General features: G+C 70.1%; 21 protein-coding genes, 1 tRNA gene and 2 pseudogenes. 11 read left to right on the top strand and 13 right to left on the bottom strand.

From position 1 onward, the window contains the following. Positions 1-47 precede the first annotated feature (47 nt). Both CSC64_RS00595 and mtnA read left to right on the top strand, forming a co-directional pair. On the top strand, positions 48-761 hold the full coding sequence (locus tag CSC64_RS00595) for a DUF3011 domain-containing protein (RefSeq protein WP_162433454.1): 714 nt from the start codon (positions 48-50) through the stop codon (positions 759-761). 46 nt (positions 762-807) lie between these two features. Further along, positions 808-1,866, top strand: coding sequence for an S-methyl-5-thioribose-1-phosphate isomerase (gene mtnA, locus CSC64_RS00590; protein WP_162433373.1), 1,059 nt, complete (start codon positions 808-810; stop codon positions 1,864-1,866). A 90-nt stretch (positions 1,867-1,956) separates the two neighbouring features. Here mtnA and CSC64_RS00585 read toward each other — a convergent pair whose 3' ends face one another. The 6 genes and pseudogenes from CSC64_RS00585 to CSC64_RS00565 all read right to left on the bottom strand — a co-directional run bounded on the left by CSC64_RS00585 (position 1,957) and on the right by CSC64_RS00565 (position 6,860). After that, complete coding sequence (locus tag CSC64_RS00585; RefSeq protein WP_162433372.1) at positions 1,957-2,754, bottom strand: ABC transporter permease; 798 nt, start codon at positions 2,752-2,754, stop codon at positions 1,957-1,959. Next, a complete protein-coding gene (locus CSC64_RS14045) occupies positions 2,751-3,599 on the bottom strand; it encodes an ABC transporter ATP-binding protein (protein WP_238389694.1) in 849 nt (282 codons plus the stop codon). The genes CSC64_RS00585 and CSC64_RS14045 overlap by 4 nt, the downstream gene beginning before the upstream one ends. Positions 3,600-3,773: 174 nt before the next feature. Then, positions 3,774-4,910 (bottom strand): annotated as a pseudogene (locus tag CSC64_RS14040) (acyltransferase family protein); the annotation flags it as partial. Positions 4,911-4,921: 11 nt separating this feature from the next. Beyond that, positions 4,922-5,590 carry an ABC-2 transporter permease gene (locus CSC64_RS00575; protein ID WP_162433370.1) on the bottom strand — a complete coding sequence of 223 codons (669 nt, stop codon included), beginning with the start codon at positions 5,588-5,590 and terminating at the stop codon, positions 4,922-4,924. Then, a complete protein-coding gene (locus CSC64_RS00570) occupies positions 5,587-6,477 on the bottom strand; it encodes an ABC transporter ATP-binding protein (protein ID WP_162433369.1) in 891 nt (296 codons plus the stop codon). The genes CSC64_RS00575 and CSC64_RS00570 overlap by 4 nt, the downstream gene beginning before the upstream one ends. Further along, positions 6,474-6,860 (bottom strand): GntR family transcriptional regulator, encoded by a 387-nt coding sequence (locus tag CSC64_RS00565; RefSeq protein WP_162433453.1) that lies wholly within the window; start codon positions 6,858-6,860, stop codon positions 6,474-6,476. The genes CSC64_RS00570 and CSC64_RS00565 overlap by 4 nt, the downstream gene beginning before the upstream one ends. A gap of 247 nt (positions 6,861-7,107) precedes the next feature. On the opposite strand from CSC64_RS00565, the pseudogene gyrA reads away from it, so the two are divergent. Further along, positions 7,108-9,716, top strand: a pseudogene (gyrA, locus tag CSC64_RS00560) (DNA gyrase subunit A). A 117-nt stretch (positions 9,717-9,833) separates the two neighbouring features. Here gyrA and CSC64_RS00555 read toward each other — a convergent pair. The 3 genes from CSC64_RS00555 to CSC64_RS00545 form a co-directional block, all read right to left on the bottom strand. Beyond that, positions 9,834-10,817, bottom strand: coding sequence for a restriction endonuclease (locus tag CSC64_RS00555; protein ID WP_162433368.1), 984 nt, complete (start codon positions 10,815-10,817; stop codon positions 9,834-9,836). Between the two features lie 187 nt (positions 10,818-11,004). Next, the gene (locus CSC64_RS00550) at positions 11,005-11,484 is read right to left on the bottom strand and encodes a phasin family protein (protein ID WP_162433367.1); all 480 of its coding nucleotides are present in this window, start codon (positions 11,482-11,484) and stop codon (positions 11,005-11,007) included. A 123-nt stretch (positions 11,485-11,607) separates the two neighbouring features. Further along, positions 11,608-11,883 (bottom strand): polyhydroxyalkanoic acid system family protein, encoded by a 276-nt coding sequence (locus tag CSC64_RS00545; protein WP_162433366.1) that lies wholly within the window; start codon positions 11,881-11,883, stop codon positions 11,608-11,610. 90 nt (positions 11,884-11,973) lie between these two features. Here CSC64_RS00545 and CSC64_RS00540 point away from each other — a divergent pair, with 90 nt between their 5' ends. Next, entirely contained in the window at positions 11,974-12,759 is a 786-nt protein-coding gene (locus tag CSC64_RS00540; RefSeq protein ID WP_162433365.1) for an FHA domain-containing protein, read from the top strand. Here the strand turns inward: CSC64_RS00540 and msrQ are convergent. Both msrQ and msrP read right to left on the bottom strand, forming a co-directional pair. After that, positions 12,728-13,354, bottom strand: a complete 627-nt coding sequence (gene msrQ, locus CSC64_RS00535; protein ID WP_162433452.1) for a protein-methionine-sulfoxide reductase heme-binding subunit MsrQ — start codon at positions 13,352-13,354, stop codon at positions 12,728-12,730. The genes CSC64_RS00540 and msrQ overlap by 32 nt on opposite strands. Before the next feature lie 62 nt (positions 13,355-13,416). Next, positions 13,417-14,385 carry a protein-methionine-sulfoxide reductase catalytic subunit MsrP gene (msrP, locus tag CSC64_RS00530; RefSeq protein ID WP_162433364.1) on the bottom strand — a complete coding sequence of 323 codons (969 nt, stop codon included), beginning with the start codon at positions 14,383-14,385 and terminating at the stop codon, positions 13,417-13,419. A 150-nt stretch (positions 14,386-14,535) separates the two neighbouring features. Here msrP and serC point away from each other — a divergent pair, with 150 nt between their 5' ends. Genes serC through aroA form a run of 3 tightly spaced genes read left to right on the top strand, consistent with a single transcriptional unit; the run spans position 14,536 to position 18,129 of the window. Then, entirely contained in the window at positions 14,536-15,621 is a 1,086-nt protein-coding gene (gene serC / locus CSC64_RS00525; RefSeq protein ID WP_162433363.1) for a 3-phosphoserine/phosphohydroxythreonine transaminase, read from the top strand. A gap of 25 nt (positions 15,622-15,646) precedes the next feature. Further along, complete coding sequence (pheA, locus tag CSC64_RS00520; protein ID WP_162433362.1) at positions 15,647-16,828, top strand: prephenate dehydratase; 1,182 nt, start codon at positions 15,647-15,649, stop codon at positions 16,826-16,828. Further along, entirely contained in the window at positions 16,825-18,129 is a 1,305-nt protein-coding gene (gene aroA, locus CSC64_RS00515; protein WP_162433361.1) for a 3-phosphoshikimate 1-carboxyvinyltransferase, read from the top strand. The genes pheA and aroA overlap by 4 nt, the downstream gene beginning before the upstream one ends. A 30-nt stretch (positions 18,130-18,159) precedes the next feature. Here aroA and CSC64_RS00510 read toward each other — a convergent pair whose 3' ends face one another. Continuing rightward, positions 18,160-18,795, bottom strand: a complete 636-nt coding sequence (locus CSC64_RS00510) for an energy transducer TonB (RefSeq protein WP_162433360.1) — start codon at positions 18,793-18,795, stop codon at positions 18,160-18,162. A gap of 112 nt (positions 18,796-18,907) precedes the next feature. Between CSC64_RS00510 and serS the strand changes: the two genes are divergently transcribed. Continuing rightward, positions 18,908-20,185 carry a serine--tRNA ligase gene (gene serS / locus CSC64_RS00505; RefSeq protein ID WP_162433359.1) on the top strand — a complete coding sequence of 426 codons (1,278 nt, stop codon included), beginning with the start codon at positions 18,908-18,910 and terminating at the stop codon, positions 20,183-20,185. Between the two features lie 81 nt (positions 20,186-20,266). Here serS and CSC64_RS00500 read toward each other — a convergent pair whose 3' ends face one another. Then, on the bottom strand, positions 20,267-20,848 hold the full coding sequence (locus CSC64_RS00500; RefSeq protein WP_162433358.1) for an FMN-dependent NADH-azoreductase: 582 nt from the start codon (positions 20,846-20,848) through the stop codon (positions 20,267-20,269). A 117-nt stretch (positions 20,849-20,965) separates the two neighbouring features. Between CSC64_RS00500 and CSC64_RS00495 the strand changes: the two genes are divergently transcribed. From CSC64_RS00495 to CSC64_RS00485, 3 genes are all read left to right on the top strand, one after another. Then, a complete protein-coding gene (locus CSC64_RS00495) occupies positions 20,966-21,946 on the top strand; it encodes a LysR family transcriptional regulator (protein WP_162433357.1) in 981 nt (326 codons plus the stop codon). A gap of 78 nt (positions 21,947-22,024) precedes the next feature. Continuing rightward, positions 22,025-22,114: transfer RNA gene (locus CSC64_RS00490), tRNA-Ser, on the top strand. A gap of 107 nt (positions 22,115-22,221) precedes the next feature. Continuing rightward, on the top strand, positions 22,222-22,755 hold the full coding sequence (locus CSC64_RS00485) for a DUF4468 domain-containing protein (protein WP_162433356.1): 534 nt from the start codon (positions 22,222-22,224) through the stop codon (positions 22,753-22,755). The last annotated feature ends 114 nt before the right edge of the window (positions 22,756-22,869 follow it).

The following is a 22,869-nucleotide window of genomic DNA, read 5'->3' as shown; positions in this document are numbered from 1 at the left end:
TTGCGGCGAGAATCGGCACGACAGGGGCAGGAGCGGCGCGTATGGCGATGGCGTGCAGTCCGTGGGGCAGGGGGGGCTGGTGTGGAAGGATCGCCGGTGCCGTCGTGGCCGCGCTCGCGTTGTGGCTGGCCTGGCCCGTCGACGTGGCGGTGGCATCGAACGGTGTCGTGCGCTGCGAATCCGACGGCATGGCCCGCGTGCATTGCGCGATGGACACCGGCGACGGCGTCGAACTGGTCCGCCAGATCTCCGAACACGCCTGCATCCGCGAATCGGACTGGGGCGTGGACGCGGACGGCGTCTGGGTGGCGCGCGGCTGCCGCGCCGAGTTCGCCGCACGGAACGAAGCCAGCGCCGCGACGCGCAGTACGATCCGCTGCGAATCGCGCAACGGTCGCCTCAACCAGTGCCCGGTGCGGCTGCGCGGCGCGCCGGTGCGGCTGCTGCGCGAACTTTCCGCCGTGCCGTGCCGCCGCGACGAAAGCTGGGGCATCGGCCGCAACGAGGTCTGGGTGTCGCGCGGCTGCAAGGGCGAGTTCGAGATCGGGAGCCGCGACGGTGGATTCCCGCCGGGCCCGCGGCTGCTGACCTGCGAATCGAAACAGCAGCAGCGGCGCAGCTGCGGAACCACCATCACCCACGGCGCCCGGCTGGTCCGCCAGCTCTCGGGAATGCCCTGCACGGAAGGGCAGACCTGGGGCTGGGATGCCGGACGGGTGTGGGTCGACAACGGCTGCCGCGCGGAATTCAGCGTGGAGTGAGCCACGCCCGCGCGGCCGCCACCATGCCAGCCGCTACAATGCAGCGATGAACGACGCCTTCGATTTCGACCGCTACGACCACATCCGCCCGATCCTGTGGACCGGCGAGGCGCTGGAACTGCTCGACCAGCGCAAGCTGCCGTTCGTGGTCGAACACGTCACCTGCCGCGACAGCGACGAAGTGGCCGGCGCGATCCACGACCTGGCGGTGCGCGGCGCCCCGGCCATCGGCATCGCCGCGGCCTGGGGCGTGGTCCTGGCAGCGCGTGCGGTCGAAGCGGCGAATGGTGCCGAAGCCGCGGCCCGGCTCGAACCGGCCCTGCAGCGCCTCAACGCCGCGCGCCCGACCGCGGTCAACCTGGCCTGGGCCCTGGCGCGCATGCGCCGCGTCCTCGCGGGCGCGGGCGCGGACTGGCGCGAGGTGCTGGAACGCGAAGCGCGCGCCATCGCCGACGAGGACCTCGCCGCCAACCGCCACATGGGCGCCCTCGGCGCCGCCCTGGTTGCGCCCGGCAGCGGCGTGCTCACCCATTGCAACACCGGCTCGCTGGCCACCGCCGGCTTTGGCACCGCCCTGGGCGTGATCCGCGCCGGCATGGTCGAAGGCCGCATCGCCAAGGTCTTCGCCGGCGAAACCCGGCCCTGGCTGCAAGGCGCGCGCCTGACCGTGTGGGAACTGCAGCAGGACGGCATCGACGCCACCCTGATCGCCGACTCCGCCGCCGCCCACCTGATGAAGACCGGCGCGGTGCAATGGGTCGTGGTCGGCGCCGACCGCATCTGCGCCAACGGCGATACCGCCAACAAGATCGGCACCTACCAGCTGGCGATCGCCGCCCGCCACCACGGCGTGAAGTTCATGGTCGTGGCCCCGTCCTCCACCGTCGACCTGGACACCGCCGATGGCGACGCCATCGAGATCGAGCAGCGCGATCCTGGCGAACTGCACGGCCTCGGCGGCGTGCGCACCGTGGCCGACGGCATCGCCGCCTGGAACCCCGTGTTCGACGTGACCCCCGCCGGCCTGATCGACGCGATCGTCACCGAGAAGGGCGTGGTCCTGCAGCCCGACGCGGCGAAGATGCGGGAGCTGTTCGGCGGCTGACAGTAAAGGTTTCCGCCTCTGAAAAAAAAGGGGACGGAGGGAATTAAGCTCGCTTAATTCCCTCCGTCCCCTTTTTTTGCCTTTTTTTGTCTAGCCCTTGCGCGCCAGCCGCCAGATCGCGACCGCGCTGAACAGCACCGTGAATCCAACCACGCCGCCCACCGCCACCAGCACCGGCACGAACTGCAGCTTTTCGATGCCCGCCGCATGCATGGCCAACTGGCCGGCATGGAATTGCGGCCACAGCGGCACTTGCCAGTGCATCGACTGCGGCAGCGGAAAGAACATCCCCGACAGATAGCAGCCCGGCAGATAGACCAGGTTGGCATAGCCGGGCGCGGAACCGCCGCGGAACAGCGTGCCGATCATCAACCCCATCGCACAGAACGGAACCGCGCAGGCCAGCAGCGCCGCACTCATCGCCACCACGCGCACCGGCTCCAGCGGCAGGCTGCCGGCCGCCAGTGCCACGCCCAGGATCGGCAGGTAGGCGATCGCGCCAAAAGCCAGCCCGCAGGCGACCTTCGCCACCAGCCAGGACCCGGCCGGCGCCGGTTGTGCGCGCTTAAGGCGCAGCAGGCCCATTTCCCGCTCCATCGCCAGCGAAGTGCCGATGCCGAACAGCGCCGGCATGCTGACCGCCATCACCGAGAACGCCGAGAACAGGAACACGCCGACGATCGGGTCCTTGGCCGTGGCATCAGCGCTCACCACCAGCGCGATGAGCGCGTACAACGCCACCGGCATCACCAGCACCGGGAAGGCCAGGCCGGGATTGCGCAGCAGCCGCAGCGCCTCGCAGCGGATTTCCTCGGCGTACGCCGCAGCCAGCCGGCGCGACGAAGGCTGGCCGGCAAGGGCAGGGCGATCCAGGGCCCGGGTGTTCATGCGGCCTCCCGCGTGAGTTCGTTGAATGCTTCGTCGAGCCCGGCCTGGCGCACTTCCAGGCGGGCGAGCGTGGGGTCTTCGGCGAGCAGGCGGCGCACCACGGTCTCGGCGTCGCTGGCGGTGAGGTGCAGGCGGTCGCGTTCCAGGCGCGCGTCGAGCACACCGGGCCAGCCACCAACTTCCGTCGCGCTGAGCCGCGAATCGCAGCTGATCCGGCTCCGGGCTACCAGTTCACGCATTTCATCCACGCTGCCGGTGGCGACCACGCGGCCGCGGGCGATCACCGCGACGCGGTCGGCCAGTGCTTCGGCTTCTTCCAGGTAGTGCGTGGTGAGCACGATCGAGCAGCCGGCCGCGAGCAGACCGCGGATGCTGGCCCACAGCGCCTGCCGCGCCTGCACGTCCAGTCCGACCGTGGGTTCGTCGAGGAACAGCACGCGCGGTTGGCCGCAGATGGCCACGGCGAACTGGGCCAGGCGCTTCTGCCCACCGGAAAGCTTGCCGTAGGGCCGGCCGGCGAACGCGGCGACGCCGGCGCGGTGCAGCGTTTCCTGCAGTGGCAGCGGATCGGTGTAGTAGCTGGAGGCCAGCCGCACCAGTTCGCGCGCGTTCAACTCGCGAGGCAGTTCGACGTCCTGCATCATCGCGCCCAGGCCCTGGCGGCGTACGTCCTCGCGCGGATCGCCGCCGAGCAGGCTGACCTCGCCGCGGTCGGCCTCGATCAGGCCCAGCCACAGCGAGATGGCGGTGGACTTGCCGGCGCCGTTGGGCCCGAGCACGGCGAGCAGTTCGCCGCTGCGGAGCTGGAGGTCGACGCCATCCAGCGCGGCGACCTTGCCGAACATCCGGGTAACGCCGCGCAGTTCGGCGACCGGCGCACCGCCACCGCCCGACGGCGGCACCGGTGGGGGCGAAGGCGATTGCGGCGGCGTACCCGCCGGCCGGCTGCGCGGATGCCTGCGCCCGTTGAGCAACTGGCCGACGACCGTCGGCCGCACCAGCCAGTGGTAGCTGGCGAACAGCACGGCCAGGCTGGTCGCGAGCACAAACGGATACTTGATCGTCCACGGCAGCTGCCAGTGGCCGACCCACACCTGCAACGCGGTGACCACCGGCAGATGGGCGAGATAGATCCAGTACGAGGCATCGGCGACGTAGCGGCGCAGCGGGCTGTAGCCCGTCAGGAAGCGCAGGGCCGCGCCGGTGATTCCGATTGCCAGGCCCCACGCCGCCACGCCGGACATCACCGCGAAGCCGGCCTTGGTCAGCGTGATGCCGTCGGCCAGGTCGAACGGATTGGCCGGGAAGCCCGGCGGCGCCATCGCCGGCGACGTGCGCAGGCTGGCCACCATCCACGCCGCGGCCAGAGCACCGGCCAGCAGGTTCGGCAGCCAATGCCATGCGATCGAAGCCAATGCATCGTGCGAGCGGTGCACCAGCCAGCCGAAGCCGAACGCCACGCCGTAGCCCACCAGCGGCGCCAGCTGCGGGACCACGGTCTGGTCCGGCGCCGGGATCGCCGACCAGTAGAACCACGCCGGCAGCGCCATCAGCGCCAGCGCCACCGGGATGCCCAGCAGCAACACCGCCAGCGGCACCCGCAGCATGCCGGAGACCAACGCGTCCATCGCATTGCGCAGCCTGCGTGAACGGTCGATGCGGGCCACCAGCGCGCGGACCAGCAGCGCCACCGCGTACAGCTGCAGCAGCTGGCACAGGAACCACAGGTGCGCCAGCGGGAAGGTGCCGGCCGCCTTCGGCATCTCCGGCATTGGCGGCGGGTTGCCGTCGAAGGACTTGGTGACGCCCGCGATCCAGATCCACAGGATCAGCGGGTACAGCACCACCCAGCCGGCCACCAGCGGCACGCCGATGCGCAGCAGCCGGTTCTTCCAGAAGCCGCCGGTTCCCAGCCGCTGGTGCAGCAGCCGGGCGAAGAAGCCGGCGAGCAGGAAGAACAGCGACATGCGGAAGATGTGCGAGACGAACGCCGCATCGGCCAGGAACGGGCTGGGCGAGTTGTCGACCATGGCCCAGATGCCCGGCGGCCACCCGGGCATGAACGACAGCGCGGCATGGAAGGCTACCCCGAGCAGGAGCGCGAAGCCGCGCACCGCGTCGAGCGCGTGCAGGCGTTGTGGATCGGTGCGGTGCATGGGGCGGTTCCTCAGAGGAAGTCGCGGCGGCGGGCGGCCGTGGCCAGCGGCAGGGTGACGGCGGTGGCCAGGACCAGCAGCTCGACCAGCAGGACGCCGGCGATCGTGCCGTTCCACACCGGCACCGGGCCGGTCATGTGGTCCCTGATTCCGGGCAGTGCGCTGACCACGAACATGAAAAGGCTGACCGCCATGTTGGTGATGATGATCAGCGCGATCACCGCGGCTTCCGAACGCGCATGCAGCGCCCCGCACAGCACCACCGCGAAGTTGGCCAGCAGGAAGCCGGACAGCACCACCACGTACGGAAGCAGGCCGTCCGGTACGCCCGGCGAGGCCAACACCAGGACGATGGCCGCGGCCGTCGCCACCAGCCACGGCACCAGGTAGCTCAGCATCAGCCCGGCGGTCTTGGCGAACACGTAGCCGCGGATGGAGACCGGCAGGCTCAGCACGAACTGCAGCGAGTTCTCCTTGCGTTCCTGGGTGACGCCGTAGAGGGCGAGCATGACGCCGCAGGCGATGACGGCGGTGATCCAGGCCAGCGCGCCGACGTTGAACGCGGTGGCGCCGAAGATGCAGGCGAAGGCGGCGAGCGCGGCGGCCACGGCAGTACCCGCCATCAGCCAGCGGTTGAGATACAGCTCTTTGGCGACGAGCTTGCGGACGACGACGTTCATTGGCCGCGCTCCCCGCGGTGGTGCATGACATTGGCCACGAAGATCTCCTCCAGGCTCATGCGCTGCAGGCGGCGCACAGCCGGGCCGAGCAGCGCCAGCTGCCGCTCGTCGAAGCGGTTGGTGGTCAGGATGTGGAAATTGCCGTCGCAGGCGTTGTCGACGATGTCCGGCAGCGCGGGCAGGGCGGTGCCCGGCGCCAGCTGCACCTCGATCCGGCGCCAGCGCTCCAGGAATTCCTCCTTGTCGCCGCTGTCCACCACCCGGCCGCGATCGAGGAAGGTGATCCGGTCGGAGATGCGTTCCACATCGACCGTGTTGTGCGAGGAGAACAGGATCGAACGGCGCTCGTCGCGCAGCACGTCCATGAACTCGGTGAGCAGCTCGTGGCGCGCCACCGGGTCCAGGCCGGTGGTGGGCTCGTCGAGGACCAGCAGGCGCGGGCGGCGCGCCAGCGCCAGCAGCAGCGCCGCCTTGATGTGCTCGCCATGCGAGAGGCTGCGCGGCGCCTGTTCCGGGCGCAGGTTGAAGCGCTTGGCCAGCTGCGCGGCGTACTCCGCGTCCCAGTCCGGGTATACCGAAGCCACCAGTCGCATGTGCCAGCCCAGGTCGGCATTGGGCATCAGGCGCATGTCCGCCGAGACGTAGCCGATGTCGCGCTTGGCCACGGCCTGCGCCTCGGGCATCGGGCAGCCCAGCACGCGGATCTCGCCGGCGTCGGGCGCGAGCATGCCCATGGCCAGGCGGATCGTGGTGCTCTTGCCGGCGCCGTTGGGGCCGACGAAGCCCAGAACCTGCCCGGGCTCGAGGTCGAGCCAGAGGTCGCGCAGGGTGAAGAAGCGGAACGCCTTGGTGACGCCGCGCATCTCGATGTGTCGGGTCGCAGTCATTTCGGTTCCGGCTTTGCTTGCGCGCGGCGCAGGCGCGCCGCCAGTTGTTCGGGGGACAGGCCCAGTTGCAGCGCGATCGCCGCCGCCGCTTCCAGATGCCCGTCCAGCTTCTGCTGCTGGATCTCGCTGGCCAGGTTGCCGGCGTCGGCCACGAACGAGCCCTTGCCCTGGCGGGTGACGATCACGCCCTCCGATTCCAGCTCCAGGTAGGCGCGTTTGACCGTGATCACGCTGATGCTGAGCCCGGCGGCCAGCGCCCGGATCGACGGCAGTTCCTTCCCGGCCGGCCAGTCGCCGGCGGCGATGCGCGCCCGCACCTGCTCCATGATCTGCAGATACATGGGGCGGGCGTCGGTCTGCGAGATGTTCAGGCCGCTGTACATACTGTGCATATAGTGTATGCACAGTATCCGGACGAAGGGAAGCCCCTGCACCGCACCCTCCGCCTACGCGGCCGATCACCGCTGCAGGAGGTGCTTCCGCGCCGCAATCCGGGCAGCGCAAGTGCTTGTTTCTGCATGGAATGGCAGCCCTCGGGATGCCGCTTTGTGCTACAATCCGGCGGTTCCGCACCGCCTGCCGTTCCAGCCTGGCCGCAGGCGCCGATCCGCCTCAACCGAAGCGTCCTGAATGACCGAATCCGCCAAAGAAATCATCCCGGTCAACCTCGAAGACGAAATGCGCCGCAGCTACCTCGATTACGCCATGAGCGTGATCGTCGGCCGCGCGCTCCCCGACGTCCGCGACGGCCTCAAGCCCGTCCACCGTCGCGTCCTCTTCGCGATGAACGAGCTCGGCGCGCACAGCAACAAGCCGTACTACAAGTCCGCGCGCATCGTCGGCGACGTCATCGGCAAGTACCACCCGCACGGCGACCAGTCGGTGTACGACACCCTGGTGCGCATGGCCCAGCCGTTCTCGCTGCGCTACATGCTGGTGGACGGGCAGGGCAACTTCGGTTCGGTCGACGGCGACTCCGCCGCGGCGATGCGCTACACCGAGGCGCGCATGTCGCGCCTCACCCACGAGCTGATGGCCGACATCGACAAGGAAACCGTCGATTTCCAGCCCAACTACGACGAGAAGGAACAGGAGCCGACGGTCATGCCGACCCGGTTCCCGAACCTGCTGGTGAACGGTTCGGCCGGCATTGCCGTGGCATGGCCACCAACATTCCGCCGCACAACCTGACCGAGGTGGTCGACGGCCTGCTGGCCCTGATCGACGAGCCCGGGCTCGATGTCGACGGCCTGATGCAGTACATCCCCGGCCCGGACTTCCCGACCGCGGGCATCATCAACGGCGTCGGTGGCATCCAGCTGGCCTACCGCACCGGCCGCGGCCGCGTGCGCATGCGCGCCAAGGCCGACGTGGAAGTGGCCGACAACGGCCGCGAATCGATCATCGTCACCGAGATCCCGTACCAGGTGAACAAGGCGCGGCTGATCGAGAAGATCGCCGAGCTGGTCAAGGAGAAGAGGCTCGAGGGCATTTCCGAGCTGCGCGACGAGTCCGACAAGGACGGCATGCGCATCTACATCGAGGTCAAGCGCGGCGACTCGGCCGAGGTGGTGCTCAACAACCTGTACCAGCAGACCCAGCTGGAGTCGGTGTTCGGCATCAACATGGTGGCGCTGGTCGACGGCCGCCCGCAGCTGGTCAACCTCAAGCAGATCCTCGAGGCGTTCCTGCGCCACCGCCGCGAGGTGGTGACCCGCCGCACCATCTTCGAACTGCGCAAGGCCCGCGCCCGCGCCCACGTGCTGGAAGGCCTGACCGTCGCGCTGGCCAACATCGACGAGATGATCGAGCTGATCAAGACCTCGGAGAACCCGCAGGTGGCCAGGGAGCGCATGCTCGGCCGCAGCTGGGAGCCGGGCCTGGTCGGCGCGCTGCTGGCCGCCGCCGGCGCCGAGGCCTCGCGTCCGGACGACCTGCCGGCCGGCGTCGGCCTGGTCGAGGGCACGTACCACCTCACCGAGATCCAGGCCCAGCAGATCCTGGAGATGCGCCTGCACCGCCTGACCGGGCTGGAGCAGGACAAGTTGACCGACGAGTACCGCCAGCTGCTCGACACCATCCGCGGCCTGATCGAGATCCTCGAGCACCCGGACGTGCTGCTGCAGGTGATCCGCGACGAGCTGAACAGCCTCAAGGCGGAGTTCGGCGATGCGCGCCGCAGCGAGATCCGCGCCAGCGAGGAAGACCTGGACATCCTCGACCTGATCGAGCCGGAGGACGTGGTGGTGACCCTGTCCCACGCCGGCTACGCCAAGCGCCAGCCGGTGTCGGCCTACCGCGCGCAGAAGCGCGGCGGCCGCGGCCGCAGCGCGGCGGCGACCAAGGAAGAGGATTTCATCGACCAGCTGTGGCTGGTCAACACCCACGACACGCTGCTGACCTTCACCAGCAACGGCAAGGTGTTCTGGCTGCCGGTGCACCAGCTGCCGGAAGCCGGCTCCAATGCCCGCGGCCGGCCGATCATCAACTGGATCCCGCTGGAGGAAGGCGAGAAGGTCCAGGCGGTGCTGCCGGTGCGCGAGTACGTCGAGGGTTACTACGTGTTCTTCGCCACCCGCAACGGCACGGTCAAGAAGACCCCGCTGACCGAGTTCGCCTTCCGCCTGGCGCGCGGCAAGATCGCGATCAACCTGGACGACGGCGATGCCCTGGTCAACGTGTCGCTGACCGATGGTGGCCGCGACGTCATGCTGTTCGCCTCCAACGGCAAGGCGGTGCGCTTCGACGAGTCGGAAGTGCGCTCGATGGGCCGCACCGCCACCGGCGTGCGCGGCATCCGCCTGGCCCAGGGCGAGGAAGTGGTGAGCCTGGTCGTGCCGGAGGGCGAGGGCGACATCCTCACCGCCTCCGAGCGCGGCTACGGCAAGCGCACCCCGCTGGAGGAATACCCGAAGAAGGGCCGCGGCACCCAGGGCGTGATCGCGATCCAGACCACCGCCCGCAACGGCAGGCTGGTGGGCGCGATCCAGCTGTCCGAGCAGCACGAGGTCCTGCTGATCTCCGATGGCGGCACCCTGGTGCGCACGCGTGCCTCGGAGATCTCGCAGGTCGGCCGCAACACCCAGGGCGTGACCCTGATCCGCCTGGCCGACGGCGAGTCGCTGCAGGCGGTGGAACGGGTGGATGCGTCGCTGGACGACGAGGACGAACAGGCCGTCGTGCCTGCGCCCGCCGAGGCTGCCGGCGACGCTACCGGCGAGGCTGCCCCGCAGGCCTGACCGCTGACGGGTCGAAGAGAAAAAGACAACGCCGGCCCCAGGCCGGCGTTCGTTTTTCCGGGATCTTCTCCGGACTGCAGGTCCAGGGAGGAGCCCCTCTTCAGCCCGGTCGCGCGGTCACATCGTCCTGCACTGCCGCCAGCGCACCTTGTCCTCGCTGTCCGGCCGAGGGTTGAGCTGCACGCGCACGGTGCGCAGCGCCGGGTAACGCTCCAGTTCGGCGCAGATCTGCGGCCAGACCACCTGTTCGCTGCCGATGCGGTCGACCACCAGGGTCGCGCGGGTGAGCCAGTAGGCGCGGCTGACCCCGGCCATGCCGGTCACCGCGCGGGCGATGTCGCCCTGGTAGCGGGCCAGGGTTTCGTCGTCGGGGTCCGCGTCCAGCGTGCCGGTGTCGTCCGCTTCCGCAGCGATGGCGGCCGCGGGCTTGGCGGCCGCGGGGCCTGCCGCGGGCTCGCCGGCGACCACCGGGGCGGCCGGTGCCGGCTCTCCGCCGCTTCCCATCTGCGGCAGCACGACCGCCACCAGCAGGCCCAGCACCAGCGCGCCGCCCAGGGCGATGAAGGTGTGCCGCTTGGCCTGGGCAGTGGCCGCATTGACGATGCGCCGGGTGGTATCCGCCGGCATGTAGGGCTTGAGCAGCGGCCACAGGCGGCGGCCGTCGATCACTTCGATGCCACGTTCGGCGGCCGCGGACAGCGCCTCGCGTTCGGCACGGCCTTCGGTGAGCAGGATGCCCGAGCGTGCGCCGGCCAGGTCCATCGCGCCGGCCAGTTCGTCGACGCTGCCCGAGCGCAGGCGGTAGGCCATGCCGTGCTTGCACGAGAGCAGGCAGCGGCTGTCGCCGTCGGTCATCAGCAGCAACTGGCTGTTGCTGGAGTCGGCGCCGGCCTGTGCATCGGTGCCGTGGCTGGCATCGCGCAGGCCGCGCTGCTGCATGGCCTGGGCGATGAGGGTGGCGAACTCGCGCCAGCGCAGGTTGGCCAGCGCACGCAGGCCGGCGGCGGTCTCCGTCTCCGGACGCCGCACCAGCCACAGGTAGATCACCGCGAGCACGGCCGCGAGCACGGCCAAGGCCAGCCCCAGAATCCAGGAAGACATGCAGATCCCCAAAAAAAGACGTGTTGCCGGAGCGCGATGCTACACGGCCAGGGACTGCGTGCGCGCGGATGGAAGAGGCCCGCCAGTCCGGTAGCCGAGAGGGGAGGGGAGCAAACGGCAGGTGGACTGGCGGGCCGGCTTCAATTCTGCCGCAAGCACGTTGTGCCCTGCAACAAAGAACCTGCGCTCAGGCGGCGTTTCCCGGGTCGTCGCTGGCCGCTGCCGGCGCGTCCGCGGCGGCGCGCGGGCGCTGCAGTTCGCGGGTGAGTGCGTCGATGCGCGCGCCCAGTGCATCGATGTCGTCGCGGGTGGGTACGTCGAGCTGACGCAGCGACTGCTGCACGCGCTGTTCGAAGGCCCTGCCCATGCTTTCCCAGGCCTCGCCGGCACGCGCCTGGGCCTTGCCCACGGCCGCGTCCAGGCTCTGGCGCAGGCTTTCCAGGCGTCCGGCGGCGCCGGTGGCAGGCGCCTCGCCTTCGACCTGGCGGCCTTCCTCGGCGAGCTGTTCGAACAGGCGGCTGCCTTCGGACTGGGCGCGGGCCAGCGCGCCGATGCCGGCCAGCCAGACCTGGTGGGCGTTGTCGCCCAGTTCGCGGGCGATGCGGCCGGCCTGCGCCTGCAGGTCGGCGGCGCTGGCGAAGGGGCCATTGTGGGGTTCGGCGCTCATGGGTGTTCTCCTCGTGGGGCGCGGGTGACAGGAGAAGAGTCTGTCGTGCGCGGCGATAAGGAGGCGTGAGGTGCCGGCCGTCCGGCGCGGGCGCAGGCGCGTGCTGCGCGGAGCGCCGCCGGCTCAGCCCAGGCGTTCGCCGAGCACGCGGCGGATCTCGCCTTCGACCTGGCCGCGCAGCGCCGAAAGCAGGAAGCCCAGTTCGGCGGTCACCCGCACCTGGCCCGGCAGCAGTTCGACCAGGCCCTGCAGGCCGGGTCCGGCAAGCCGGACCGCGTCGCCCTGCCAGGTGCCGGACACGCCGTAGCGCTCGTGCAGCTGCCGGGTGATGTCGTCCACGATCGAGCGCGCATCGGCGTCGTCGCGGCTGTGCGGTTGCTGGATGTCGATGCTGGCCATGGCGGGGAGCGGGTCGTGGGGGTGGCAAGGTTAACGTCGGCGTGCCGCAGGGGCCAGCGCGGGCGCCGGATTTGCTAGGCTCTGCGCCGCATGTCCGACCTGCGCATCCATTTCAGCAACCGCCAGCAGGCCGACCACTTCCTGTCCCAGGGCGTCCACCGCGTGGTCCGTCAGCCCAATGGCGTGCTGGCGATCGGCGACGCGGCGCCGGGCGTGCTGCTGGCGCAGATCTGCCTGGACCGGCGCGGGCTGTGGCTGCAGGTGCCCGGCGGCGCGCGCGGCGTCCACCTCAACGGCCGCCAGGTGCGGCGGATGGCCCTGCTGCGCGCCGGCGACGCGATCTACGTCGACGGGGTCGAACTGCTGCTGCAGGCGCCGTTGCGGGCGATGCCGGCGGTGCTCGACCCCGGCGACCACCTCGGCGATCCGCGCGTGGTCCTGCGCGGCGTGGCCGGGCAGCACCACGGCCGCAGCTTCACCCTCGGACCGGCGCGGCTGGTCGGCACCTCGCGCGAGGCCGACATCCGCATCGACGCGGCCGCTTTCCCGGCGCGCCACGCCCTGCTTGAACGCCACGGCGACGTGGTCCTGCTGCGCAGCCTGGGCAGCGAGCCGACCGTGGTCAACGGTGTGCCGGTGCGCGACGCGGTGATCGGCGCCGGCGACCAGCTGGTCTTCGACGGGCAGCACCGCTTCGTCCTCGAGGTTCCCGCCGTGCCGGCGGAAGTGCCGCTCGACGCTCCGGTGGTCGCCATGGACGGACCGGTGGCGGCCGGAAAGGTGGCACGGCCGGCCACGCGATTGCCCTGGCTGCTGCTGGCCGCGCTGCTGCTGGGCCTGGTGCTCAGCGCGCTGCTGTGGTTCGGCGCGCGCTGATCGCGCGCGCCAGCCGCCAGCCGAGCAGCACCGCGGCGATCGCCGCGTAGAGCGCAGGTTCGCGCACGTCGGACTTCACCAGCCACCAGAAGTGCAGCACCGCCAGCACCGCGATCGCGTACACCAGCCGGTGCAACTGGCCCCAGCGCCGGCCCAGGCGCCGCATCCAGCCCAGGGTCGACGTCAGCGCCAGCGGCACCAGCAGCAGCCAGGCGGCGAAGCCGACGGTGATGTACGGGCGCTTGGCGATCTCCTCGAACACCTGCGCCCAGTAGCCGCCCAAGTCCAGCACCAGGTACGCGGCCAGGTGCAGGCAGGCGTAGAAGAACGCATACAGGCCGAGCATGCGCCGGAAGCGCAGCAGCACTGCCTGGCCGGTGAGCTGGCGCAGCGGGCTGATCGCCAGGGTGAGCAGCAGCAGGCGCAGCGCCCACAATCCGGTGCGGTGCTCGATTTCGGCCACCGGGTCGGCGCCGAGCGCATCGTTGCCGGTGCGCCACACCTCCAGTACCTGCCAGGCGAGCCATGCCGCCGGCGCCAGCGCCGCGGCGTGCACCACGGCCTTGCTCCAGACGAGCGCCGGCGATCTGGGCAGCGCGCGACGCCGGCCCACGCCCCCCGTAGAGCCGGGCCCGCCCGGCTGCTCCGTGCCCCCGCTCAGTACCACTTGCGCAGGTCCATCCCCGCATACATCGACGCCACCTGGTCGGCGTAACCGTTGAACGGCAGGGTCGGGATGCGCTCGGCGAACAACCGGCTGCTGCCGGCGATGCGCCGTTCGGTCTTCTGGCTCCAGCGCGGATGGTCCACGGCCGGATTGACGTTGGAGAAGAACCCGTACTCCGAAGGCTGCAACGCGTGCCACGCGGTCTCCGGCATCCGTTCGGTGAAGCGGATCGCGACGATCGACTTGATCGACTTGAAGCCGTACTTCCACGGCACCACCAGCCGCAGCGGCGCGCCGTTCTGCTGCGGCAGCGGCTTGCCGTAGAGGCCGGTGGCCAGCAGGGTCAGCGGGTGCATGGCCTCGTCGATGCGCAGGCCCTCGCGGTAGGGCCAGTCGATCGAGCGGTAGCGGATGCCGGGCATCTGCCGCGGATCGGCCAGGGTGGTGAAGGCGACGTACTTCGCCTTCGAGCCCGGCTGGAAGCGGCGGAGCACATCGGCCAGCGGCACGCCCTGCCAGGGAATCACCATCGACCAGCCTTCCACGCAGCGCAGGCGGTAGATCCGCTCCTGCGGCGCCAGGCCGCGCAGCAGGTCCTCGAGGCCGAGCGTGCCCGGTTTCGCGCATTCGCCATCCACCACCACCGACCAGGGGGAGGTGCGCAGGGTCTTCGCCGCGCGCGAGGGATCGGCCTTGCCGGTGCCGAACTCGTAGAAGTTGTTGTAGCCGGTGACGTCCTCGTAGCGGGTCTGTTCCTCGCCGGTGCTGAAGCCGGCCTTCGCATCGGCCGCGCTGGTCGTGGTCCTCGGCGGCGGTGGCGGCTCCGCTCCGGCGCAGGCCGACAGGCCGCCGAGCAGCGGGCTGGCGGCGAGCGCGGCAAGCAGCCGCCGGCGGTCGCGGTACACGGCTTCGGTAGTGATTTCGCTGGACCGGATCCTGGGCAGGCGTGGCATCCGCATCGCATGGCTCCCGGGTCGAGGGAAGGTGCCGGGAACCGCGCGGCGGCGGCAGGATTCCCGGCCTGTGCAGCAGGGCGCGCGGGGTGGCTTGGTTGCGCCCGCAACCGCTGCACTGCGGCATACTACGGGACCTTTCGTGACGGGTGGTTCATGACACGCGCCTTCAACTTCAGTGCCGGCCCCGCGACATTGCCGGAAGCGGTGTTGCGCGAGGCGCAGGCCGGGATGCTGGACTGGAACGGGGTAGGCGCTTCGGTCGTCGAACTGAGCCACCGCAGCGCCGAGTTCATCGCCGTGGCCGCGCAGGCCGAAGCCGACCTGCGCACCCTGCTGTCGATTCCCGACGACTACGCGGTGCTGTTCGTGGCCGGTGGCGCCACCACCCAGCAGGCGCTGCTGCCGCTGAATTTCGCCGCGCCCGGGCAGCGGGTGGACTACGTGCTCACCGGGCACTGGGGCAAGACCGCGATCCGCCAGGCCACGCCGTACGCGGACGTGCACCTGGCCGCCGACGCCGGACCTGGCGGCTTCAGCGACATCCCGCCGCGCGCGGGCTGGTCGCTGGGCGCCGATTCGGCCTACGTCCACATCACCGCCAACGAGACCATCCACGGGGTCGAATTCCGCGACACCCCGGATGTCGGCGCGGTGCCGCTGTTCGCCGATTTCAGTTCATCGATCGCTTCCGGGCCGCTGGACGTGTCCCGGTACGGACTCATCTACGCCGGCGCGCAGAAGAACCTGGGGCCGGTCGGGATTTCGGTGGTGATCGTGCGCCGCGAACTGCTCGGGCGCGCCGGCCAGCCGCGCGCGGACATCTTCACCTACGCCTCGCACGCGGCGCGCGACTCCATGCTCAACACGCCGCCGACCTGGAACTGGTACATGCTCGGCCTGACCGTGAAGTGGATGCTGGACGAGGGCGGGGTCGAGGAGTTCGCCCGCCGCAACGCGGCCAAGGCGGCGCTGGTGTATGCCGCGATCGACGGTTCCGGCGGCTTCTACCGCAACCCGGTCGCGCCGGCGGTGCGTTCGCGGATGAACGTGCCGTTCTTCCTTGCCGACGAGGTGCTCACCGCGCGCTTCGTCGCCGAATCGACCGCCGCCGGGCTGCTGGCGCTGAAGGGCCACAAGGCCACCGGCGGCCTGCGCGCGTCGCTGTACAACGCCATGCCGGTGGCCGGGGCGCAGGCGCTGGTGGATTTCATGCGCGACTTCCAGCAGCGGCACGGCTGACCGCCAGGGACCACGGAAAATCCACATGGCAGCAACGAAGAAGCCTGCCGGCAAGCCGGCGAAGAAGAAGGCGACGCCGGCCGCAGGCAAGGGCGCGCAGGCCGGCAAGGCAGCGCCCGCCGCCGCGCAGCCGGCGCTGGCCGACGTGCGCGCCCGGATCGACGGCATCGACCGCCAGATCCAGGAGCTGATCGCGCAGCGCGCCGGCTTCGCCCTGCAGGTCGGCAAGGCCAAGGGCAAGCTCGCCGCGGCGGTGGACTACTACCGTCCCGAGCGCGAGGCGCAGGTGCTGCGCATGGTCGTGGACCGCAACGAGGGGCCGCTGAGCGACGAAGTCCTGGTGCATGTGTTCCGCGAAATCATGTCGGCCTGCCTGGCGCAGCAGGAGCCGCTGAAGATCGGCTACCTCGGCCCGGAAGGCACCTTCAGCCAGCAGGCGGTGCTCAAGCACTTCGGTCGCTCGGCGCACGGCCTGCCGCTGGGCAGCATCGAGGAAGTATTCCAGGAAGTGGAGGCGGGCAACGCCGATTTCGGCGTGGTGCCGGTGGAGAACTCGGGGCAGGGCACGATCCAGGTGACCCTGGACATGTTCCTGACCTCCCGGCTGAAGATCTGCGGCGAAGTGGAGCTGATGGTCCACCAGTACCTGCTCTCGCGCAGCGGCCGGATCGAGGACATCGAGCGCATCTACGCCCACCCGCAGGCCTTCGCCCAGACCGCCGGCTGGCTGCGCGCCAACCTGCCCAAGGCGGAGAAGGTGCCGGTGTCGAGCAATGCCGAAGGCGCGCGACGTGCGCGCGGCTCGGACGATGCGGCGGCCATCGCCGGCGAGAGCGCGGCGCACGTGTACGGCCTGAAGAAGGTCATCATGCGCCCGATCCAGGACGACAAGGACAACACCACCCGCTTCCTGGTGATCGGGCGGCAGATCTTCCCGCCGTCCGGGCACGACCGCACCTCGGTGCTGGTGTTCATCCACGACAAGCCGGGCGCGCTGTTCGACGTGCTCAGCCCGTTCGCGCGGCACGGGATCAGCATGAACCGGATCGAGTCGCGTCCCTCGCACAACGCCAAGTGGGAATACGCGTTCTTCATCGACCTGGCCGGGCATGTCGAGGACCAGGCGATGAAGCAGGCGCTGGCGGAGCTTGAGAAGCACGTGGCCCAGGTCAAGGTGCTGGGTTCGTACCCGGTGGCGGTGCCATGACGGTGCCGCACTGGATCGCGACCGCCGGGCAGCCGCTGCGCGGCACGCTGGAGATCCCGGGGGACAAGTCGGTTTCGCACCGCTCGGTGATGTTCGCCGCGCTGGCCGACGGCGTGTCCACCATCGACGGCTTCCTCGAGGGCGAGGACACGCGCGCCACCGCGGCGATCTTCTCGCGGATGGGCGTGCGGATCGAGACGCCGTCGCCGTCGCGGCGGATCGTGCACGGCGTGGGCGTGGACGGGCTGAAGGGCGCGGACGGGCCGCTGGACTGCGGCAACGCCGGCACCGGCATGCGCCTGCTGGCGGGCCTGCTCGCGGCGCAGCCGTTCGACAGCGTGCTGGTGGGCGACGAGTCGCTGAGCAAGCGGCCGATGCGCAGGGTCACCACGCCGCTGGCGCTGATGGGCGCCAGGATCGACACCGGCGAGGACGGCACCCCGCCGCTGCGGATCCATGGCGGGCAGGCGCTGCAGGGCATCGAATACACGCTGCCGGTGGCCAGCGCGCAGGTGAAGTCGGCGCTGCTGCTGGCCGGCCTGTACGCGAAGGGCGAAACCGCGATCGCCGAGCCGCATCCGACCCGCGACTACACCGAGCGCATGCTCTCGGCGTTCGGCGTGCAGATCGATTTCTCGCCCGGCCACGCGCGCCTGCGCGGCGGGCAGCGGCTGCGGGCGACCGATATCGCGGTGCCGGCGGACTTCTCCTCCGCGGCGTTCTTCCTGGTCGCCGGCAGCATCGTCCCCGGCTCGCAGCTGCGCCTGCGCGCGGTGGGCCTCAATCCGCGCCGCACCGGACTGCTGCAGGCGCTGCGCCTGATGGGCGCGGACATCACCGAGGAAAACCACGCCACCCACGGCGGCGAGCCGGTGGCCGACCTGGTGGTGCGGCATGCGCGGCTGCATGGCATCGCCGTGCCCGAAGAACTCGTCCCGGACATGATCGACGAGTTCCCGGCGCTGTTCGTCGCTGCGGCCTGCGCCGAAGGACCGACCCGGGTGACCGGCGCGGCCGAACTGCGGGTCAAGGAGTCGGACCGGCTGGCGGCGATGGCCACCGGCCTGCGCACCCTGGGCCTGCGCGTGGACGAGACCGCGGACGGGGCGACCGTGCAGCCGGGCGCGCTCGGCGGCGGCACCATCCAGAGCCACGGCGACCATCGCATCGCCATGGCGTTCGCGGTGGCCGCCCAGCGCGCTTCGGGCGAGGTGCGGATCGAGGACGTGGCCAACGTGGCCCCCTCGTTCCCCGGCTTCGACCGGCTGGCGCAGGGCTGCGGCTTCGGCCTGCGCGCCTGAGCGCCTGAGCGCCTGAGCGCGGTGGCGCGGCTACCGCAGCTTGAAATCGATCGGCACCGACAGGTTCCCGGCCACCGGGTTGCCGGCGGCGTCGCGCGCCGGTTCGAAGCGCCAGCGCGACACCGCCTCCACCGCGGCGCGATCGAGCTCACGCGAGCCGCTGCGCCGGGTGACGTCGATCGACACCGGCCGGCCCTCCGGATCGACCGCGACCAGCAGCACCACGGTGCCGGCATCGCCGCGTCGCATCGCCTCGGGCGGGTAGCGTGGCGAGGGCGACTGGTCGGCCAGCGGCGCCGGCGCCTGCGTAGCGGGGCCGCCCGCGGTCGCGGCGTGTTCGATGTTCGGGGGCAGCGGTGCCGATTCCACCGGTGGCGGCGCCGGTGCCGGTGGCGGCGGAGCCTCCTCGACCAGGCGTGGCGCCTCTTCCCCTTCCGGTGCCGGCAGTGGCGTGGCCGCGTCACCGGCGGCCATCGGCCGCGGCCGGGGTTCGAATGCCTCCGGCGCTGCCACCAGTTGCGTCGGGCCCGCGGGCACCGCCTGGTCGCGGCGTCCGGCCAGCCAGACCATGGCGAACAGCAGCAGCCCCAGCAGGAAGGCGGCTCCGACGATCGTCCAGCGGCCGCTGGGGATGTGGGGCAGGGCGGTGTGCGGACGTGTTGCCATGGCGGGTTCGGGGCGACGTTGCGCCGATTCTGGCACAGGCACCGGCGCGCCGGCGGGCGCTGGCCGCCGCGATTGGCGATAATGCGTACTTCCATCCCACGTTGTGCCCGCCATGCTCGATCCCGCGCTGCTTCGCAACCAGACCGCCGTCCTGGCCGAACGTCTCGCCGCCCGCGGCTATGCCCTGGACACCGCAGCGCTGGAGTCGCTGGAGTCCGAGCGCAAGGCGATCCAGGTGCGCACGCAGGAGCTGCAGAACCTGCGCAACACCCGCAGCAAGGCGATCGGCCAGGCCAAGTCCAAGGGCGAGGACGTCTCGGCCCTCATGGCCGAAGTAGCCGGTTTCGGCGATGAGCTCAAGGCTTCGGAAGCGCGCCTGGAGGAAATCCGCGGCCGCATCGACGCCATCGCCCTGGGCATCCCCAACTTGCCGGCCGAAGACGTGCCGCACGGTGCCGACGAGAACGACAACGTCGAACAGCACCGCTGGGGCACGCCGCGCGCGTTCGATTTCGCGGTCAAGGACCACGTGGAACTCGGCGCGCGCCATGGCTGGCTCGACGCCGACACCGCGGCCAGGCTGTCCGGCGCGCGCTTCACCGTGCTGCGCGGCCAGCTGGCGCGCCTGCACCGCGCGCTGGCCCAGTTCATGCTCGACCTGCACACCGGCGAGCACGGCTACGAGGAAACCAACGTGCCGCTGCTGGTCAATGCCGATGTGATGCAGGGCACCGGCCAGCTGCCCAAGTTCGAGGACGACCTGTTCCAGACCGCGATCGGCGAGTCCAAGCGCTACCTGATCCCGACCGCCGAGGTGCCGCTGACCAATACCGTGCGCGAGGAGATCGTCGAGGCCGAGCGCCTGCCGCTGCGCATGGCCGCGCATTCGCTGTGCTTCCGCGCCGAAGCCGGCAGCGGCGGCCGCGACACCCGCGGCATGATCCGCCAGCACCAGTTCGAGAAGGTCGAGCTGGTGTCGGTGGTCAGGCCCGAGGACAGCGACGCCGAACACGAACGCATGACCCGCGCTGCCGAGACCGTGCTCGAGCGCCTGGGCCTGCCGTACCGCAAGGTGCTGCTGTGCACCGGCGACATGGGCTTCTCCGCGACCCGGACCTACGACCTGGAAGTGTGGCTGCCGTCGCAGGCCACCTACCGCGAGATCTCCTCGTGTTCCAGCTGCGGCGATTTCCAGTCGCGGCGGATGCAGGCGCGCTGGCGCAATCCCGCCACCGGCAAGCCGGAACTGGTGCACACGCTCAACGGTTCGGGCGTGGCCGTCGGCCGCGCCCTGATCGCGGTGATGGAGAACTACCAGGAAGCCGACGGCTCGATCACCGTGCCCGAAGCGCTGCGCCCTTACATGGGCGGCGTCGCACGCATCGCCTGACGGCGGCGCGCGTTGAAGCCCGGGCTTCGGGCTTCACCGTAGAGCGGGGCAAGCCCCGCTCTACGGATGCGGGGTCGCGCCTCAGGCCGCCTGGCGCTGCGCCGCATCCTGCGCCGCGATGCCGGCATGCGCTGCGGCGATCGCCTCGGCACGGTGCTGCGGCGACAGGCCGACGCCCTCGGCGCGCACGAACTCGACGTCGTCGATGCCGAGGAAGGCGAACACCTGGCGCAGGTACGGCTCCTGGAAGTCCGTAGCCACGCCGTGCACGCTGCCGCGGGCGCTGGCGACGATCACCTTCTTCGGTCCGGCCAGTCCCTCCGGGCCCTCGGCGGTGTAGCGGAAGGTGCGCCCGGCCACGGCGATGCGGTCGATCCACGCCTTGAGCGTGGACGGGATGCCGAAGTTGTACATCGGCGCGCCGACCACCACGACGTCGGCGTCGAGGAACTGCTGGAGGATGCGTTCGGCCGCCTCGGCTTCTCCCGGGTCGGCCTTGGCCAGGCTGGCGCCGGTCAGGTGCGGCACCGGCTCCTGGTCCAGGTCGCGGTACTCCACGAGCCCGTCCTGCTGCGCCAGGCACTGTGCGACGATGGCCGCTCCCAGTTCACGGGTGACGGAGTTCGGGCCCAGGGCGCTGGAATCGATATGCAGCAGCTTCATGCGGGTGTCCTTGTTTGCGAGGGCGGCGGGGCCGCGACCGGCACACTATCCGTCGTTGCGTTTATGGGATAAAGATGGTTATATGTCACCATCTGTTCCGAATATGGAAATATCGCCATGCAGGACCTGAACGACCTCTACTACTTCGCCATGGTGGTCGAACACGGCGGTTTCGCTGCGGCCGAGCGCGCGCTGGGCATCCCCAAGTCGCGGCTGAGCCGGCGCATCAGCCAGCTGGAGACCGACATGGGCGTGCGCCTGCTGCAGCGCTCGACGCGCCGCTTCGCGGTCACCGACGTGGGCATGAGCGTCTACCGCCACGCCCAGACCATGCTCACCGAGGCCCAGGCCGCGCGCGAGGTGGTGGACCGGCTCAGCGCCGAGCCGCGTGGCGTGGTCCGGGTCAGCGTCCCGGTGGCGCTGGCGCAGCAGCAGTTGCCCAGGCTGTTGCCGAAGTTCCTCGACCAGTACCCGAAGGTGCGCCTGCAGCTGCACGTCGGCAACCGCCGCGTGGACCTGATCAACGAAGGCTTCGACGTGGCCCTGCGCGTGCGTGCGCGGCTGGACGACGACGGCAGCCTGGTGATGCGCAGCTTCGGCCAGATCCAGGAACTGCTGGTGGCCAGCCCGAAATACCTGGACCGCGCCGGCCGGCCGAAGGATCCGGCCGACCTGGCCTCGCACCTGACCCTCAGCATCCACGAGGACGAGGCGCACCAGCGCTGGGAACTGCACGGCCCGGACGGCGAGGTGCGCCGCGTCGATCTGCAGCCGCGCCTGGCGGGCTTCGATTTCCCGTTGCTGCAGTCCATGGTCAGGGACGGTTTCGGCATCACCCTGCTGCCGGAGACGGTGTGCGCCGACGCGGTGCGCCGCGGCGAACTGGAGGTGGTGTTGCCGGAGTGGTCGTTGCCGCAGGGCATCTGCCACGCCGTGTTCGCTTCGCGCCGCGGCCTCCTGCCGGCGGTGCGGGTGTTCATCGACTTCCTCGCCGAGCACCTGCCGCAGCAGATCGAGGCCTCGCGTCTGGACTGCGGCAACTGCGGGCGCAAGCCGGGCGCCAGCGACGGGGCAGGCGACGTCGCCGCATCCGGCTGATTGCGATCGCCGCGCGTGCGACAATCGCCACCGCACGGACGGCGACGGTTCGCGGATCGTGGCGCGGCGACACCCTACGGAGAGATGGCCGAGCGGTTTAAGGCACCGGTCTTGAAAACCGGCGTAGTGGCGACACTACCGTGGGTTCGAATCCCACTCTCTCCGCCAAAAATCATGTCGCATCGCAAGCATCCGTCGAACACGGAAAGAACCGGGCCATTGTAATGGCGCAGGACGGGGCAGGATCTTGCGCAAATATTCTTGCTGGGGGAACGATGAAGAATCTGATCGCGGGCGCCATCGCGTTTCTTGTGACAATTACGGCTGGGGTCGCTTTCGCGGCAACACCTGCCCAGCTTGCCGAGATCAATAAACCGGTTGAGCAGGTGTTTGAGGCTCCAGGTTTTACTAGGGCGCAGATATACGATTCGGCGAAGGTATGGATCGCGGAAAACTTCCGTTCGGCCAAGGCTGTAATGGAGTACGAGAACAAGGATGAAGGGACGCTGATCGGCAATGGCCTGATTCCGTATCCCTGCAAAAGCGCGTTTGAATGTTTGGGAAAACCGGACTGGAAGGTCCGCTTTACGATGAAGGTTGAGACGAAGGACGAAAAGTTCAGACTCACATTCTCCAACATCGGTCTCGTATGGCCAGCCGCTGTCCACAATGGCGTAGTTTCGCGTGCCAACGACGGTAGTCCTCTCAACAGCCAGAAGGACCGCGAGAAGATCAGCGCAGCGCTTGTGGCGTTCGGGCCGCAAATCCAAGCGACACTGGGTAAGGCTAAAGCAGACGACAACTGGTAAAGAGGGATTTTTCTCCTGATTGGCAGGTCCAGCAGCGGGAAGGGAAGGCGTACGATTGCGTCGGCTCTGGTGAGAGCCTCCCACCGAGGGTAATAGAAGCCACGATCCACCAGC

The sequence above is a fragment of the Pseudoxanthomonas koreensis genome (assembly GCF_010093225.1).
In the GTDB taxonomy this organism is placed as follows: Bacteria; Pseudomonadota; Gammaproteobacteria; order Xanthomonadales; family Xanthomonadaceae; genus Pseudoxanthomonas; species Pseudoxanthomonas koreensis.
The sequence above is the reverse complement of the archived record's forward strand: the minus strand, read 5'-3'. Positions and strand labels throughout refer to the sequence as shown.